Below are 15,335 nucleotides of genomic sequence, written 5' to 3'. Positions count from 1 at the left end.
GAACTTCGTAGGAAACTTAATGACAAATGCGAAAGGCTTTGTGAAATGTCACAAAGCCTTTTCTGAAAACGGCGGACAGGTTACAAAATGCGAAGGAACTATCGTTTCACTTGCCGGTATATCCCTTCAGACGATATCAACGCCGCAAAATGCTCGACATTCCGCGCATATCCTGTCTCTGCCATAGTGTTTCCCCAAGAATAATTTCGCTAAAAAATCCAAACTTTGTATAATTCTTTATATGGTCAAAGACTTCAATGCTGTCATTTCTCGAGAGGGCGATTGGTTCGTTGCTCAGTGTTTAGAGGTCGATATCGCCTCGCAAGGCGAAACCGAGGAAGAAGCGATCCAAAATCTGAACGAAGCTCTTTTGCTCCATTTCACTCCGCCCGTTGCCACCATCTTGCCGCAAGTTCATCACTTTGAACTAGAGATCGTCGCGTGAAGCCGCTCCCTTACCGCGAAGTCAGACGAAAACTGTTGAAAGCCGGTTTTTACGAAGCCGGCCAAGCAGGCAGCCACGTCAAATTTGCGAAAGTTGTCTCCAACGGCATGATCACAGCAACCGTTCCCAAACACCGCGAAGTCGCAGGCGGCACACTGCGCAGCATTCTCCGACAAACACAACTCTCAGAAACAGAATTCGCAAATCTTTAACGAGCATGATCCACCCCATGCCCGCGGGCAATCGATATCATCGTCCAAAATGCTCGATATTCCTCGCATGTTCTGTCTCTGCCACAGGTATTATTCTCCTAATAGATTTAATGGTTCATATAGTAAACCTTTGTGTCGCGTTCGCCTTTTATAAGCCAAACGCCATTGATACGAATCATTTTGATTTGTTGCTGAACTTTTCCGTCTAAATGACCGTTGCCGTCAAGGATAAATCCTTTATCAAGCGTTACTAATGCAGAGGCGTCGTCTGAATAGTTAATATTAATGTTGGTAAGGTCAATCTTAATAGATGTATATTTTGAATAAGCCCGGGATCTATCCTGCTTTATAAAATCACGAGTTGCTCCGCGCTTTTTGTAATAATCTACAGAAAACGCATAATTTTCCATTAACGCATCTGCGTTTCTTGCCTCGCCATCAGACTTCCATTTTTCCAATCGCTCTTTTATTTCAGCGTCATAGCTCGTGTTGTTATTAGAACTAACAGACTGTCTAGTGAGCCGCTCGGAATTGTTAGCGATTGTTGCGTGCGATTGTTTTGCCAGAATTGACGGATGAGTAGAATCTGATGTTACTTTTTGACTGTCTGGTTTTGTATCACTCAGAATAAAAACATATATCAATGTAGCAACTAGAGCGGTTCCGAGAACTCCTATCAAGAGGTAAAGCGCAGACGGCGAAGAGTCTGTATGTTCGCGAATTTTGGCAGGTCCTGTGGTAATAACAACAGTCGGCTCGGAAACGGGCACGAAAACCAAACGCATCCCGTCCTCGTAACAAAAGATATCATCATCGGAATATTTTCTCGCACATTTCGGACACGTTTTCATTAATTTTCGTCTCAATCGATAGCAATGAATCTAGAATTCATCCATCCTTCCATTGCGGCTTCACCGACGTTTTCGTTACGGTTATTACTGCCGCAGCCTCTTATGTCTTCCGCATCACAGCCCTCTTCAAGCACACGCACTTTCCACCATATTGACCAACCTTCGTCGGTTGAGTACGAATCTTCATCAAGAATCCGTACTTTTGAATCTTTATAATGCACACCGAGATTTTCCGCATTTTTATTCGAATTGCTTCGAATAATAAGATTAGTTGTCAAACGTCCGGTGCGTCCGATGTTTGGGGAAGACGGTGGTGCGTGTGATGCGTTTGATGCAGCGTTTGATGCAATAGAATTAAAAGATCGATTTCGCGATGGGGGAAAGTTCGCCGCGTTCGCCACCGCGCTTGATGCAGTAGAATTGTTGGAATTGGAGACGATATAAATTAGTGAACCAAAAACTACAATGCTTAACAAAACTGAGATAATAGGCAGCACATTACTTTTTTGCGGCTGTTTTGCCTCGGTAGTCGTGGGGAGTGTTACGCCTTTCGGTGATTGTAAAGTATCTGATACCACATTCGTTTGCTCGAATTGCTGATTCGATTGCAGCTTAAGAGCCACGCCGCATTGTTTGCAGAATTTCGCTCCCTGTTTATTTATTCCGTCACATAAGTGACACAGAAATGTGAATGTATCAGTGCGGGACGCCGAAAAGTTCGGAGCATCGGATTTTTTGACATAGCGCGTTCCGTCGTCGGGACAAAACAGATTGTCCCCGGTTGAGGTTCCATTACATTTCGGACAAACTTTCATCTTTTTTTTCCAATGCTTCTCCGCATTTGCGGCAAAATTTATTTGTAACAGAATTATCTGCATCACAATTCGGACAAAATGCAGATTGTATAAACTGTTGGCCAACTGTCACAGACGGCTGTTTTCTGGCCAGTTTCATCGCCCATTGTTGAATGACCGGAACTCCAAACCAAAGTCCTTTATTTGCCTTTACTGCCAAATAGATCATAAAAATTAACGACACAAGCCAAAGCCAAATCCCAATCCCACATGGACCTATCATCACTGCTGCAATGCTGAAAAAGATCGATTGAAATGCATGAAAGCGTATAAATGGTGTTGATTTAAAAGGCTCAAACAAAAGAACATATGTTTGAAAGCCGAAAGAACAAATGATTCCTACAAGAAATAAGAGCATCAAAACCGGTCCGAGGTCAGGTCTGTCTCTCATACTCGCCATCACATAAAATAGAAGTGAAACTATGAGCGGAGCCGATAATGGCACAAGGTAACACAGCATGGCGGCTTTGTTTGTAGGTAGTCCGCCAGCATTTCGTTGCGTTGGAACAAGTTCTGTTCGGCGTTTTCTTTTATAAGCGTCTACGCGATTGCCGCATGATTCGCAAAAAACGTCATCGTTAGCCAAAAAAGCTTCGCATGTTTGACAAGTTCTCATTTTTACAAACCTGCTCCGCAGCCTACGCAATAGTTCTTTTTACCATCGTTGTCTAACCCGCATTTTGCGCATTTAAACGCAATTCCATCTAAAACTCCGCCGCCACTAACACTCAGAGACATCATTTCAGCTCTGTCATCGTTAGTTAAAAACGGCGAATTGTTCACGGCGCTATCAAAACTCGCTTTCATAAGCTGTGCGCCGGCTCTTACAACGACGCCGGTAATGAACAAAATGGCACCAAAAATTAAACCAATGATAAAAGGAAGGAACCCCAAGAATGCCAGATCGGGCCCGAACGAGTCTCTTGGATTAGAGGCAGCTGCTCCGAGTGCAAATCCAAGTATCAGCCCTAAGATCGCGACAATTACGCCTATAACTTGATATGCGATGCCAAAGCCGTCTATAGTTCTTGCGTACAGATACCCTTCGCGATATCGTCGTCTGACCGAGTCCACCAATGCTTTGGGAAATTGCGAAGTTGGTGATTCGCTGTTCTTAACGGGTTGTGAAGTTGTTTTAGATATCGGTAAAGGTTCCACTGACTTTGCAATTGTGACTTCAGATGAACGAGCAACACTTGCAGCGGATCCGCATTCATTGCAAAACACCGCATCCGCATCCATTTCGGCTCCGCACTTTCTGCAAAATTTATTCATAATATTTATGGGTCATGACCCAAAATTAATAAGGACACAAAGATGGTTTAGTGAAAGCCTCGCCTCCGGCTCGACTTTCCCTAAACTCGGAAGCGTTAAATCACTAGCTTTCCTTTCGGGGTAAAAAACGGGGGCTGGACAGGCTGGACAGAGCGTCACCGTGATCGCTGATCTAGTTTTAAAACCTATGGGCATAGCTTCAAAACTTTCTCTTACAAATTGTTATGAGAAATTGGGCGGTATGTTACACTGACATGCGAATAAAAGTCAATCTTGATCCCATTATTCTGTAGTTAGCACATCATATGTCCGGTGTGAATAGCAGATGATATGTCCGCTTTGGGTGCGGCGGTGGAGAATCGAGTAATGACGAGACTCTACGGAAAGGCCGCGGTGGAGCAGGCCATGAAGCGACAAGAGATAATACTGAGGGCGTACGCGAAGAAGATCAGCTGGATCGAGGCGGCGGCCTTCTTGCAGGATAAGAAGCAAATTCGCCATTATTGTGCTCCTTGCGAGGACAAGGGCGACCGCGTCGAAGAGATCACTACCGTCGAGGCCGTGGATGCCGGCTATCAAGGCTATTGGGAAGTAAAAGTGAATGGCGAAGGCATAGACCTCGCCTACGTCTATTATCTAGACAAAGACGGCAGGTGGAAGAACCTCGCCAAGAAACTCGGCATCAAGGTCAAAGACGTGCCAAAACACCTGCGGTGACAGAGAAGCAAAGATCATCTCAATGCATTCCTTCCAAAGATCTTGCGGCTCGATGTGCGGAGAAACTCTGCTTCTCCGACCGTCGTAATAAACTGCTTGCGGCTGCGCCGCTGCTCGGATCGGCGGCAAAACCCGAGGCTATTCTATACACTCAAAAGTGGTCGAATCGTTTTGCTTCCATTTTGAGCAGGTACGCACGTTAAGAATATCCACATGGACATCCGATTCAGGCGAGAAAGTTTTTGAAGACTCACTATTTCCGCCGCCTTCGGTGGTTCCGTTCGGAACAACACACGCTCCGCCGAGCATTGGTATGCCGGCGCCGATGTCCTCGTCATACGAACGATAGCCGCCTTTATAGGTGAACTTATAATTTAAGCAGGCTATGTTGTTAGTCGGATTTTTTATTTGAATACGCCATTCATAATAAACGGTGTTTTGCCCCTTGTAAGTGCTGTAACCTGCGGCGATGGGGCCTTTGACACGCACCTGAACTCCTTCAGTCGATCCCCACGTTCCCCAACAGACCCGCTTATTTCCGACAATTCCCGTGCTGCAATCATTATTAACGGGATATTGTTTTACGATCCGTCCCGCTAAGGGATGGCTAAAGCCTTTAGCCTTACCGTCTGCCAGCTCGCCCGTCTGTATCTGTTGCGTTTGCCGGGCCGATCCGCCCAATTGCCTTTTCAGACGATTTATCTGGGCGGTTTCGGCTGGGTTTACGGTTATTCTTGTCGAGGATTGATTGGCGTTAGAAGTTTGACTATTTGAGCTTACCGAAGCTGGTGTCCTATCCAAATTTCGAAGCTGTTCAACCAGGCCGTTGAGCTGATTAAAATTTGCATTGTTCGCTCCCGGCTCATAGTGGAATTCGCATGATTTGCCGCCGCCATGCAAACTCAGGCCATCCATTATCCCTGTTGTTGGCTCTTTCCAAAGCCTAACCCAAGAATTTTTGTCGATCGTTACCTTGCAATCATCACGTGCTTTGTCAATATAACGGCCTTTAACTCGTTCCGATACGATAAGGACGTTGCCGGTAAGCGATAGATTAGTAAAGGTAGTATATTCCCAATCTGATCCTACCCGCCAATTTTGCGATTTTTTGGCATAAGTGGTCATGTTGGCGAAGATCTTTTGGACAAGCTCATTAGCATTGCCCGAAGGAGCGGGATTTCCCGACGTGTTTGCCTGCGTGGACGGCGGGCGTGCGGGCTGAATATCGCCGGGGCGGCGCATCGGGGCGGTTATGCCGATCTGCGAGGGTTTTGATACTTCTTTCTTTTGCTGTCCGAATGCCGAAGAGCAGAAAATTATTGTCGTCAGTAATATGAATAATGTTTTCATAAAATAGTTAAGCCTCCCCAGTCGTTGAAAACGACGCCATATTTGTAGCCCACGGTGCAAACCGAGGGGAAACGACACCGACATTTCAAGGAACCATCGAAGATGGTGGCATAATATCGGACGCCGAAAATATATCACCGTCTTCGACGGGTTTGAACCTTTACTTCCATAGATCATCTTCGTCAATATCGACACCACTTTTGTTTAATAGGGCGATAAATTCCGCGCGGAAACCCCGCTTTTTGTGGTGTTCTTCCTGATCGCGAATGTAATCCGACACTTTGGGAACAACCGAACGCGAAACACTGAATGCCCCAAAGCCGGTTTGCCATGCGAAAGGTATCTCGAATCGCTCTTTGAACCATCGGGACGAATTCGCTTTGAGAAACCGCATCACGTCGGACAACGCGACGCTCGGCGGCAATTCGAAGAGCAGATGAACGTGGTCTTCGACACCGTTGATTATCAAAGGAAGGCCTTTTTTCTCTTTTATCAATGCCGCGAGATAGGCAAAAAGTTCGGCACGGCGTTCTTTTGTGAGTGAACGGATATGGCCTTCCGTACTAAAAACGACGTGGTAAATAAGATTGGTATATGTGTGTGCCATCGTCGTGATATCACCGTCTTCGACGGCTTATTCGTGCATAGTCGTCGGAGACGACGGTATAATTGTAGCCCACGGTGCAAACCGTGGGTTCAACGGTGTGAACCATGGGAATGGCGTCAATGTTTCATGGAACCATCGAAGATGGTGGCATAATATCCTAACGCCGTCATCGAAGATATATCACCGTCTTCGACGGTTCGGCCTTCCTGTTATGATCGTGTCCCATATCTTGCGATATGGGCTACAAATATCCCGTCGTCTTCGACGACTAATGTAAATCGCCATTTAAAGACACAGGCGGTTTTTCGAATTGTTTCTGACCTACTCGACAACCTGTGCCTGCTGCGTTTTTCGGATGCCTTACGGCATCGCCGGATGATCTCTTGTACTCTCTATGCACGCTCGGCAAAATCCCTTTTACCGATTCTGACGTCAGAGAGTTACCTCACGGAAGCAACAACCCGAAAACCGATGTAGTCGTCACGGACATCAGGTGCATTGACGATACGATAGGCGGAACGCGCATTAGTTGCATAGCTGAGCCACGAGCCGCCGCGAAGCACCCGATATTGACCGCTTGCGGCTCCTTTCGGGTCGGTAACGCTTTCTTTTGGGTAATCGCCGTACCAGTCCTGGCACCATTCCCAGACGTTGCCGTGCATATCGTATAACCCGAATGCGTTGGGCTGTTTCTGTCCGACGGGGTGCGAGGTCGAGCCTGAGTTTTTATCATACCAGCCCATCTCATCCAGATTCCCTGTGCCGCCGTAATCGCCCGTCGTGCCAGCACGTGCCGCGTATTCCCACTGGGCCTCGGTCGGCAGACTATAAACAAACCCGTCGTTCTTTGCGTTCAGCTTTGCGATAAATACCTGCGCGTCGTCCCAGCTTACGGCCTCAACGGGACAGTTTTGGCCGCACTGTTTTATATAGCTCGGATTGCTGCCCGTCACGGCCTGCCACTGTGCCTGCGTCACTTCGTATTTGCCGATGTAAAAATCTTTGCTGATAGTAACGGTATGGCTTGCTGCCGGCTCGCCCATCTCAAACGTCCCGGCGGGAATAAAGGCAAACTGCATCCCGATAGAATTGGTTTTATCCTTTGCCCTTGCTTCCGTCGCCTTTGATTCGAATTCCTTTTTAGCCTTTTCCTTTACGGCATCGGCCTCGGCGGCCTGTTTGGATTCTGGATATTTTTTTATGAATTCGTTTATCGCCGCCGTACTGCTTTTATCCACCTGCTCCCATGCGATGAGCGCGTCGGTCGAGGATTTTAATTTTGTCTGAGCCAAACCGGAAAACGGGCCGTTAGGATTTTTCTCGAGATATGCCTTGTATTGATACGGGTCGCGGCTGTCCTTGACCTTGTTCCATTCAGGGTCGCCGATCTCCATCATCTTGTCATACGCCTGCTTGGCAAAGGCACCGTTCGCGAAAGTTTGCAGGAACTCCCAGTAATCCGCGGCCTTTGTGCTGTTTTTTGTTTTGCTCCATGCTTCGAATTCGGCGAGTTTGTCGTCCGACGATTGAGGCCTGTTCGGAGCGCCGGCGGGTGATTTCGCGGCCTCGGCTCTGACCTCAGCCAGTCGCGCGGCTGTGTCCGCGTCCTTCGGATTCAGGCTCAAAGACTTTTCAAGATCGGCCTTTGCATCGTCAAATCTCGACCTCGTAAAATACGCCGTCCCGCGAAACTTATACGCCTCGGCATCCTTCGGCTCAAGCTCTATCGCCGATGTAAAATCACGTATCGCCATATCCAGCACCTGATTGCTTTTAGCCACGGTATAATATGCCTTGCCGCGATCCTTGTAGCCCTCGGCGTCATTCTTGTCCAATTCAATGGCTTTTGAGAGATCGCCGATGGCTTTTCCATACTCTTCCTTGCCCATATACGCCAAGCCGCGATTTTTGAACACGGCTTTTGTGTTTAATTCAAGATTGATCGCCTTTGTATAGTTCGACACCTGACAGTCGTAGTCTTCCTTTTGGCACTTCAGGCCTTGGACATAAAACTGCTCCGCCGGAGATTTTGGCTTTGGTAAGGGTGTCGCTTGCGGCTGCGGCTGCGTTACAGCAGGTTTTGGTGTAGTTGTCTTACGCACCGGACGCTTTTGGGCAATAACGACTGCTGCATCCAATGCAAACACAAAGAAAAAGGCAACAAGGATAAGTTTTTTCATAGCTGTTTAAAATATAAAAAAAAGGACGCAAACCGATCGCTCGGCCTGCATCCTTGAGATTTCACTTGTTTTGTGATTTTTAGTAAGACAATCGCAACGAACGAACGAACGAGCGAGACGAACATTACCATGGTCGCTGATCTAGTTTTAAAACCTATGGGCATAGTTCCAAAACTTTCTCTTACAAATTGTTATGAGAAATTGGGCGGTATGTTACACTGACATGCGAATAAAAGTCAATCCTAGTACCATTATTCCACCGATGAACTCGATCAGTGCCGAGTCATTCAAGCTTGCGGGATGTAGCGAAACGCCCTCCTCGATAAACTCGTGACCTCGCCGATCCAGTTTAAGGTCAGAATTATACATTATACGTAAAAGGATGTTCACTCTCATTTCTTAACTGGACTCTCGTTCGGGGGCCGCTAGGCTTGCACCGTTAATAGCATTTCGCGGACAATAGTAATTATGCAAAAAGTAAAATCATTTGTCCTGCTCGTACGCGATCAGCAGGAGGCGTTGGATTTTTACACGAAGAAGCTAGGGTTTGCGGTGCACACTGACGCTAGCTTCGGCGAAGGCAATCGATGGCTGACGGTCTGCCTGCCTGGCCAGGAAGAATTTGAGATCTCGCTTGCGCCGGTTCACACGGACGAAGGCAAGGCAATGGTAGGTAAACAGTCAGATGCGGACAATGCATTGCTCGGGATCACAACCGATGACATCGAGGCCGATATCGCAAGGTTCAAGGCAAATGGCGTAGAACTTGAAGGTGACCTTATCGACGAGCCGTATGGAAAGTTCATCTTCCTCCGCGATCTCTACGGCAACCGGCTGTATCTACACGAAGAGAAGTAGAATATAAGTTGAATGCCGCACAACGATAAACAGATGGGAGTAGCTTCGACATCATATCCTCGCGACAAAATTAAGATACTTCTGCTTGAGAATATCTCTAACGCGGCGGTCTCGGAGCTTGAGGCGGGCGGTTATACGCAGATCGAGCGTATGGGCGGCGCGTTGAGCGAGGCCGAGCTGGTGAGGGCGGTCAAGGGCGTGCACCTTGTCGGTATTCGGTCGAAGACGAAGATCACGCGGGACGTGATCGAGGCGGCGGACAAGCTGCTCGCGGTCGGATGTTTTTGCATAGGTGTGAATCAGGTCGATCTCGCGTCGGCGACGGAGAAGGGAATTGCGGTCTTCAACGCTCCGTACTCGAACACGCGTTCGGTCGCCGAGTTGGTGATCGGATTATGCGTGATGCTGATACGCAAGATCGCGGATAAGAACGCGGCCGCACACAACGGAATCTGGCTCAAGGAGTCGAAGGGAAGCTTTGAGCTGCGCGGTAAAACGCTCGGCATAATCGGCTACGGCAACATCGGTTCGCAGGTCTCGACGATGGCCGAGGCGATGGGAATGCACGTCATCTATTTCGACGCGGTGACGAAATTGCCGCTCGGCAACGCACGACAGACGCGCGAGCTTCGAGAGCTTTTGCGGAGGTCCGACATCGTAACTTTGCACGTTCCTTCCGACCGCACGACGAGGAATATGATCGACGCCGACGCTCTTCGGTCGATGCGAAAAGGTTCGATCCTCATCAACTACAGCCGCGGCGATGTCGTCGATCTGAATGCGGTCGCAAAGGCGTTAAAGAGCGGCAAACTCGCGGGTGCCGCGGTCGATGTTTTTCCGGATGAACCCGAAAGAACGGGTGATGCATTCACGAGTGTCCTGCAAAATCTGCCGAACGTGATCCTGACGCCGCACATCGGCGGCTCGACCGAAGAGGCTCAGGCGAATATCGGCCTCGACGTTACCGGCAAGCTTATAAAGTATGTCGAGTACGGCACCAGCGACGGCTCACATACCGTGCCGCCCGTCTCGCTGCCCGCACAGGCCGGCACTCACCGCATACTGCACATTCACCGCAACGTCCCCGGCGTGCTCGGCGAGATCAACTCGCGTCTCTCGGGCCGCGGCATCAACATCGCCGGCCAGTATCTCAAGACCAACGACGAGATCGGCTACGTCATCCTCGATGTCGAATCGAAACTCTCAAAAGAAGCGTTCGAACTTTTGAAGGACGTTCCCGCCACCGTCAAGGCGAGAATGGTTTATTGAGCCGATCATTTTGTGCAGCGCTGAGGGCTTACGCGATCTTTTCGGTTTCCGTCTGCTGATAGATCGAGAACCGCAAAGATGATAAAGCTGAGGACGCAAAGGCCGCAAAGCGAAAGCCGAAAGTCAACTGATAACCGCGGCCATGCTGGTGTGCGGTACTGTTGCAGATGGCGTATTTAAGTGGTACGAATAGCAGTTATGAGAAGAACGATCTTATTGGCCGCGGCGGTTCTGGTGTGCGGGTTTGCGGTGTCGGCGCAGTGGGTGCAGCAGAAGGTTGCGGGGCTTGAGGCGAAGACGTCATTCCGCGGGCTCTCGGTCGTGAACGCAAAGGTCATTTGGGCAAGCGGAACCGGCGGCACGGTCATACGCACCATCAATGGCGGAAAACGGTGGGACGTGATACGCGTGCCGGGTGCACAGGGTCTGGACTTCCGCGATGTCGAGGCGTTCGATGCGAAAACGGCGTACGTCTTGAGCATCGGTAACGGCGGGGCCTCGCGGATCTATAAAACGACGGACGGCGGCAAGACCTGGGAACTTCAGTTCCAAAACGCGGACGAGAAGGCATTTTACGACGCCGTCGCTTGTTGGAATGCGACGCACTGCGTGGCGATGAGCGATCCTGTTGACGGCAAATTCCGGTTGATCGCGACCGAGGACGGCAAGGCATGGAAGCCGCTGCCTGCCGACGGCCTTCCGCAGGCAAAGCCCGGCGAAGCGGCGTTCGCGGCGAGCGGCACATGCCTGATCGCCGTTGATAAGAACCTGCTCTACCTCGTGACCGGCGGCTCCGATGCCCGCGTTTTTCACTCGCATAACGGCGGCAAAAGCTGGGGTGCGGCCAATACGCCGATGGTCAAAGGCACGTCCGGCAGCGGCATCTTTTCGATCGCTATGAGCGATGCTCACAACGGCATCATTGTCGGCGGCAATTACGAGAAGCCTACGGCTGCGGGCGACAACGTATTTGCCACATCGGACGGCGGCCATTCGTGGAAGCCGTTGACCGGCGGCCTCGGCTATCGCTCGGGCGTTGCGTTCATTAACGCAAAGACGGTCATCGCCGTCGGTGCGCTGGGCTCCGATATCTCAAATGACGGCGGAGCGACATGGAAGGAGGTCGGCCGCGAGAGTTTGAACGCCGTTGCTGCCCGCGGCAGAACATCGGTGTGGGCGGTCGGCGACGCCGCCGGTGTTTACAAGCTGAAATGACCGTTCAGTGGTTCGACGTCGTAGGTGCGGCCGGTGTGGCGGTGATCGTCGGCTGCTATATCCTGCTGCAAACGGAAAGGAACAAAAGCGAACATCTGAGCTATTCGCTGCTGAACGCGGCGGGAGCATTGCTTATACTTATCTCGCTGATCTTCGCGTTCAACCTGCCGTCCTTTATAGTAGAATCATTCTGGCTTTTGATCAGCCTCTACGGGATCGGAAAGTGGTTCCTGCGGCAGAACTGACGCCGGTGAGATATGCGATCTTTTGTCAGTATTCCATTTAAGACAAAGACGAACGGCGGATTTTCCGAAGTGAACGGACTGGCGAAATTTTCGCCGGCGGGCATCGTCCTTGAGTTCGAATCGAAGCTTTTCGGAATAATATCCGACGGTGTGAAGGAAAAGGGCATTTCGATCGAGGATATCCTCGACATCAAGTTCAAGCGCGGCTTCCTAGTTGTGCCGGCGAGGGTCGAGGTGCGGCCGCGCAGCCTGATCGCGTTCAACGGCGTTCCCCACAAGGACGGCAAATTGACGCTGCGCATTGCAGCGCGTGATGCCGAGCAGGCACAAATGGCCGTAGTGCAAATGCAGCGTGATATGCAGAGCGAAGCGCCGCAGATGCCCGAACCGCCATCGCTTTTCGATGCTTCAGAGGATGATACAAAGCCTCTCAGTTGACCTTTCAAAAACGAATTAGCCGCGCCATTTACGACGCGGCTAATACCTGAGTTCGCTAAGTGAATGCGGATGCCGCTACTGCATCAGTCGCGGGTCCTGCTTCGGCAGGTACTCGTATTCCTTCGGCGGATCGACGCCGAGAAGATTCTTCGTGAAGTAATCCCAGCGGCGGCGCATCATATAGTTGTTCGCCGCACCGAAGCCATGCCTTGCGTTCGGGATCATCAGCAGGTCAAAGTCCTTATTCGCCTTGATCAGAGCGTCAACGACAAGCAGCGTGTTGTACGGCGGCACGTTATCGTCCATCGTACCGTGTGCGAGCAGCAGCTTGCCCTTCAGGTTCTTGGCATAGACCTGATTTGCCTGCCGTGCGTAATTGTCGCCGTTTAGCAGGCCGATGTAGCGTTCGCCCCAATCGTCCTCATAGTTGCGGTTGTCGTGATTGCCGGACTCTGAGATCCCGACCTTGTAGAAATCCGGAAAGCGGAACATCGCCGCCGCCGTCGCAAATCCGCCGCCCGAGTGGCCCCAAATGCCGACGCGCGTCAGGTCGAGATACGGGCGGGTTTCGGCAAGCTGCTTGAGGCCTGAGATCTGATCCTCGAGCGTGTTGTCGGCCATATTGCCGTAGCAGACATCGTGGAACGACTTCGATCGGTTCGGGTTGCAGCTTCCGTCTATAATGACGACAACAAAACCGAGTTCCGCGAGAGCCTGATGGTCGCCGCGTGCCGGTGAGAATGACCGCGAGCCGACGCCTCCGCCCTGAGGCCCGGGATAAATATAGTTTACAACCGGATATTTCTTGCTCGTATCGAGGTTCGTCGGCAGGAACATTACGCCGTAAAGATCCCAGCGGCCGTCGTGCGACTTGACCTTGATAGGAACAGGCGGCTTCCAGCCTGTTGCCGTCAGGCGCGAGATGTCGGCTTTCTCGAGGTTAGCGATCAACTTGCCGTTCATATCGCGAAGCACCGCTGTCGGCGGCACGTCCGGCTTCGAGAAGCTGTCAACGAAATACTTGCCGTCGTCAGACAACATCGCAGCGTGGTTGCCGTCCTCAGGTGTCAGGAGTGTCAGGCCGGAGCCATCGAAATTGATGCGGTAAAAGTGCGAGAAATACGGGTCGCGTCCCGCTTCGCGGCCGTTCGCCTCAAAGAAGATCACGCGGTTCTTGGCATCGACGCGCCTTACGCGGGTTACGACAAAATTGCCCTTCGTTATCTGATTCTTGACCGTACCCTTCGCGAGGTCGTAGAGGTAAAGGTGGCCCCAATCATCGCGTTCGCTGTACCAGATCGCTTCATTGGTCTCAGGCAGGTAACGCCAGTTGACCGCACCTTGCCCTGACTCGTATTGTGTCGGAACAACCTCTTGAAAAACGTCGCGCACATCGCCGGTAGCGGCGTTCGCAATGCGGAACTTTGCCGACTTATGATCGCGTGAGCTCGAAACAAAGGCGAGTGTGGTGCTGTCGGCGCTCCATTCATTGTCGGTGAATTCACCGCCGCACGCTATATCGTCGCAAAGCGTCGAGCGGTGGTCGTCCGCCTCCATTTTGAGCGGTACAAGCTTGCCTGTTTCGAGATCAATTATCACGCGATGGATCTTTGCGATGTCCTTGTCTTCGGGCAGGGCATATTTCCATTGTTCGAGTTTCGGTGCGCCTACGTTCGTAGTAACGAGATACATATCCTGCAGGTGCCGCTGATCCTGCCGAAAGGTCGCGACCTTTTTCGAATCGGGCGACCACAGCACAATGGCACGTTCGCTGTGCTTCCAGCCGGCATTATCAGTGGCGTAGCCGAAGTCCTTTATGCCGTCGGTCGTCAACTGCTTTTCTTTGCCAGAATTCAGGTCCTTGACCCAGAGGTTCCAGTCTTTTATGTAAACCTGCTTTGTGCCGTCAGGCGAGATGATCGCGTTGCCGCTAAAGCGTGCCGGAAACATTCCCATTGACGGAGCCGCGGACAGCCCGAGATCGGTTATTTTTGCCGCCGTCTTTCGCGATCCGTCCTTCGGGTCGATAAGGACGAATTCACTTCCCGTCGGCGTCAGCACCCTGTACCAAAAACGGCCGTCCGGCAGCCATACAGGACGAACGCCCGCACGGTCAACGAGCGGCGCAGTGTTGTAACTGAGCATCTTTTCGGCGCGGGCGTAGTCCTCGGCCGTAAGAGCATTTTGTGCATTCGCCGTAAAAGCGAAAGCCGCGATCAAAAGGACGAAGAATGATAGTTTTCTCATTTGTTCTAGTACGCAGAAGCGAAAGTTTTGTTTCCGTATCACCCATCAGTGTACTGCATTTCGCCGCCGCTGCGGTATTCACCAGCAAGCGTAATTTGATATGATTACATCCTTTCTGATGTCCGATCTCGGCAAAACAGTGTCGATCCACCCGATTCAGCCCGCGATAATTCAGCGTGCCGTATTTATCGGCGTGCTCTCATTCATGTTCTTTTTGGCGATGATGCTTGCCTTTTATCTACGGCAGAATATAGGCTATTTTTTGCTTGCCTCGGCATTCCTCGTGATCTATGTCGTTATGATGTTCTCATTCGCCGTACAGCGAAAGACGGTCGTTACCGTGTGCGACAATGGCATTAAGTTCAAGCGGCACAGGCTTTTATGGACAGAGATCGAAGCGATTGACGAACGCGGTGTTCTTATGACGAACCCCGGCGGAGCCGTGGCATTGCCGCGTTCGGTAGCGCAGTTCGACCGGCTTGTATCGGTCGTAAGGGCGAATATCGGCCCACAGTCGTAGCCGTTCATCCGCAGGATAGGCTTTATCAATTCAAATTGCGGCCAAATTCTTG

Annotated in this window: 17 protein-coding genes; 9 read left to right on the top strand and 8 right to left on the bottom strand. The window is 50.8% G+C overall.

Annotated features, from left to right (window positions below):
* Nucleotides 1-241: 241 nt before the first annotated feature.
* Both HS105_11945 and HS105_11940 read left to right on the top strand, forming a co-directional pair.
* Nucleotides 242-445, top strand: a complete 204-nt coding sequence (locus tag HS105_11945) for a type II toxin-antitoxin system HicB family antitoxin (protein ID MBE7517298.1) — start codon at nt 242-244, stop codon at nt 443-445.
* Nucleotides 442-657, top strand: coding sequence for a type II toxin-antitoxin system HicA family toxin (locus HS105_11940; GenBank protein ID MBE7517297.1), 216 nt, complete (start codon nt 442-444; stop codon nt 655-657). The genes HS105_11945 and HS105_11940 overlap by 4 nt, the downstream gene beginning before the upstream one ends.
* A 107-nt stretch (nt 658-764) precedes the next feature.
* Here HS105_11940 and HS105_11935 read toward each other — a convergent pair whose 3' ends face one another.
* From HS105_11935 to HS105_11920, 4 genes are all read right to left on the bottom strand, one after another.
* Nucleotides 765-1,442, bottom strand: coding sequence for a hypothetical protein (locus HS105_11935; protein ID MBE7517296.1), 678 nt, complete (start codon nt 1,440-1,442; stop codon nt 765-767).
* A gap of 77 nt (nt 1,443-1,519) precedes the next feature.
* Nucleotides 1,520-2,323, bottom strand: a complete 804-nt coding sequence (locus HS105_11930; GenBank protein MBE7517295.1) for a hypothetical protein — start codon at nt 2,321-2,323, stop codon at nt 1,520-1,522.
* Complete coding sequence (locus tag HS105_11925) at nt 2,301-2,948, bottom strand: hypothetical protein (protein MBE7517294.1); 648 nt, start codon at nt 2,946-2,948, stop codon at nt 2,301-2,303. Before HS105_11925 ends, HS105_11930 begins: the two co-directional genes overlap by 23 nt.
* A gap of 32 nt (nt 2,949-2,980) precedes the next feature.
* A complete protein-coding gene (locus HS105_11920; protein MBE7517293.1) occupies nt 2,981-3,637 on the bottom strand; it encodes a zinc ribbon domain-containing protein in 657 nt (218 codons plus the stop codon).
* Between the two features lie 366 nt (nt 3,638-4,003).
* On the opposite strand from HS105_11920, the gene HS105_11915 reads away from it, so the two are divergent.
* Entirely contained in the window at nt 4,004-4,354 is a 351-nt protein-coding gene (locus HS105_11915) for a hypothetical protein (protein MBE7517292.1), read from the top strand.
* 138 nt (nt 4,355-4,492) lie between these two features.
* Here HS105_11915 and HS105_11910 read toward each other — a convergent pair whose 3' ends face one another.
* From HS105_11910 to HS105_11900, 3 genes are all read right to left on the bottom strand, one after another.
* Nucleotides 4,493-5,881, bottom strand: coding sequence for a hypothetical protein (locus tag HS105_11910; protein ID MBE7517291.1), 1,389 nt, complete (start codon nt 5,879-5,881; stop codon nt 4,493-4,495).
* Nucleotides 5,865-6,311 carry an IS200/IS605 family transposase gene (gene tnpA / locus HS105_11905; GenBank protein ID MBE7517290.1) on the bottom strand — a complete coding sequence of 149 codons (447 nt, stop codon included), beginning with the start codon at nt 6,309-6,311 and terminating at the stop codon, nt 5,865-5,867. The genes HS105_11910 and tnpA overlap by 17 nt, the downstream gene beginning before the upstream one ends.
* Nucleotides 6,312-6,751: 440 nt before the next feature.
* Complete coding sequence (locus HS105_11900) at nt 6,752-8,491, bottom strand: SUMF1/EgtB/PvdO family nonheme iron enzyme (GenBank protein MBE7517289.1); 1,740 nt, start codon at nt 8,489-8,491, stop codon at nt 6,752-6,754.
* A gap of 468 nt (nt 8,492-8,959) precedes the next feature.
* Here HS105_11900 and HS105_11895 point away from each other — a divergent pair, with 468 nt between their 5' ends.
* From HS105_11895 to HS105_11875, 5 genes are all read left to right on the top strand, one after another.
* The gene (locus HS105_11895) at nt 8,960-9,349 is read left to right on the top strand and encodes a VOC family protein (GenBank protein MBE7517288.1); all 390 of its coding nucleotides are present in this window, start codon (nt 8,960-8,962) and stop codon (nt 9,347-9,349) included.
* Between the two features lie 33 nt (nt 9,350-9,382).
* Complete coding sequence (gene serA, locus HS105_11890) at nt 9,383-10,618, top strand: phosphoglycerate dehydrogenase (protein MBE7517287.1); 1,236 nt, start codon at nt 9,383-9,385, stop codon at nt 10,616-10,618.
* Nucleotides 10,619-10,816: 198 nt separating this feature from the next.
* Entirely contained in the window at nt 10,817-11,833 is a 1,017-nt protein-coding gene (locus tag HS105_11885) for a hypothetical protein (protein MBE7517286.1), read from the top strand.
* Nucleotides 11,830-12,078: a hypothetical protein gene (locus HS105_11880; protein ID MBE7517285.1), complete on the top strand. Its 249-nt coding sequence runs from the start codon at nt 11,830-11,832 to the stop codon at nt 12,076-12,078. Before HS105_11885 ends, HS105_11880 begins: the two co-directional genes overlap by 4 nt.
* A gap of 12 nt (nt 12,079-12,090) precedes the next feature.
* Nucleotides 12,091-12,516, top strand: a complete 426-nt coding sequence (locus HS105_11875) for a hypothetical protein (protein MBE7517284.1) — start codon at nt 12,091-12,093, stop codon at nt 12,514-12,516.
* Nucleotides 12,517-12,591: 75 nt separating this feature from the next.
* Here the strand turns inward: HS105_11875 and HS105_11870 are convergent, their stop codons facing one another.
* Entirely contained in the window at nt 12,592-14,763 is a 2,172-nt protein-coding gene (locus HS105_11870; GenBank protein ID MBE7517283.1) for a DPP IV N-terminal domain-containing protein, read from the bottom strand.
* 100 nt (nt 14,764-14,863) lie between these two features.
* Here HS105_11870 and HS105_11865 point away from each other — a divergent pair, with 100 nt between their 5' ends.
* The gene (locus HS105_11865; protein MBE7517282.1) at nt 14,864-15,283 is read left to right on the top strand and encodes a hypothetical protein; all 420 of its coding nucleotides are present in this window, start codon (nt 14,864-14,866) and stop codon (nt 15,281-15,283) included.
* The last annotated feature ends 52 nt before the right edge of the window (nt 15,284-15,335 follow it).

Source organism: Chloracidobacterium sp. (genome assembly GCA_015075585.1).
In the GTDB taxonomy this organism is placed as follows: domain Bacteria; phylum Acidobacteriota; class Blastocatellia; order Pyrinomonadales; family Pyrinomonadaceae; genus OLB17.
This window is presented reverse-complemented; position numbering and strand designations above follow the sequence as displayed.